Source organism: Acinetobacter sp. YH16032, from assembly GCF_013417345.1.
GTDB lineage: Bacteria > Pseudomonadota > Gammaproteobacteria > Pseudomonadales > Moraxellaceae > Acinetobacter.
This window is the reverse complement of the sequence record NZ_VPEE01000175.1, coordinates 1-1,050: the sequence shown is the minus strand read 5'-3', so window position 1 is coordinate 1,050 and position 1,050 is coordinate 1. Positions and strand designations below refer to the sequence as shown.

Here is a 1,050-nt window from a genome sequence, read left to right as displayed (position 1 = left end):
TCAATGGAATTTCCCACTTTAAGAATATGCTGTGTATCTTTAATATCTCACTGTCTACAACATAGTATGTGGTTGGAATGGGTAACCAAACCACTAGAGCTAAAGAACTTAAAAGGACGGAAAAAATTATATTTGCATGTAAATTTTGGCTATCAAAATTACTATAGACTAAGGTTAAAAGCAGTAAAGAACTTCCTGTCAAAACTATAATCAGCCACCAATCTATTTTTGATTTATATTTTTGCATTATTGAATTTCTCTAAAATTAACATAATACACCTTATACGAAACGTTTTGTAAAAACCATTTTAAAACAATGTCTTATGGATGTAAAAACAGCATAAGCAGTCACGCTCAGGCTGTTTTAGTGATTTTTCATGTTCCACGATCAATAAATAAACAATGTTCCACGGGTTTGTTTAGCTTTGGCGAATAATCAATGGATGCCATTGAAGCCTCTTAGGTCTTCCGTTTTCTCAAAAATGAAGTCTCTGCGATCCAGGATTAGACAGTTTTTATTGTGTCGTCTAATTGATCGTGTTGCCTTACTGATGTCGTGACAATCCCAAAATCGCTCTGTTCCTGTGATTGCCGCTATGGGGTGTGCATCTTGTGCAATATAAATCAGGGAAACTACTATTTGTCTGCCGTTTTCATAGCGTTTCCTGGCGAATACAACATGATGTGCAATCTTAAGAAATTGGACTGTAGATTTATTTAAGCGTTCTTGAACAGACATAACTTATCTCCAAAAGCATAAGTTATTATATCAACTAATTTGCAACTAATTTACAACTAATTGTTGTTTTATATTAGCCATAAGGTTTAAAAAAACGGCTCCAGAACCCCCTTTTTTCTAGTTCTGGCTCAATATGTTCAGGGACAGGAATACGTTTATTCCCGATGACCTCTGATTCCTTAGGAGGCATAGCTATGACGTCCTCTTTTTCGTCTACCGTTGATTCTGCCTGTGGTGATTTTAGAGCGTCAGATGGCGTTGTATTGGTTTTTGGTTCTGCGAATTGTCGTTGCATAGTTTCAAGTTGATTT

General features: G+C 35.7%; 1 protein-coding gene and 2 pseudogenes. All 3 read right to left on the bottom strand.

From position 1 onward, the window contains the following. Window positions 1-247, bottom strand: a pseudogene (locus tag FTV32_RS17395) (hypothetical protein); the annotation flags it as partial. Between the two features lie 189 nt (window positions 248-436). Further along, complete coding sequence (locus FTV32_RS17255; RefSeq protein WP_179995781.1) at window positions 437-739, bottom strand: hypothetical protein; 303 nt, start codon at window positions 737-739, stop codon at window positions 437-439. Between the two features lie 73 nt (window positions 740-812). Continuing rightward, a pseudogene (locus tag FTV32_RS17250) lies at window positions 813-1,050 on the bottom strand (DNA-binding protein); the annotation flags it as partial.

Bases quoted from the DNA above. Each gene is read 5' to 3' on its own strand.
- FTV32_RS17255 (WP_179995781.1), bottom strand. From the start codon at position 739: ATGTCTGTTCAAGAACGCTTAAATAAATCTACAGTCCAATTTCTTAAG.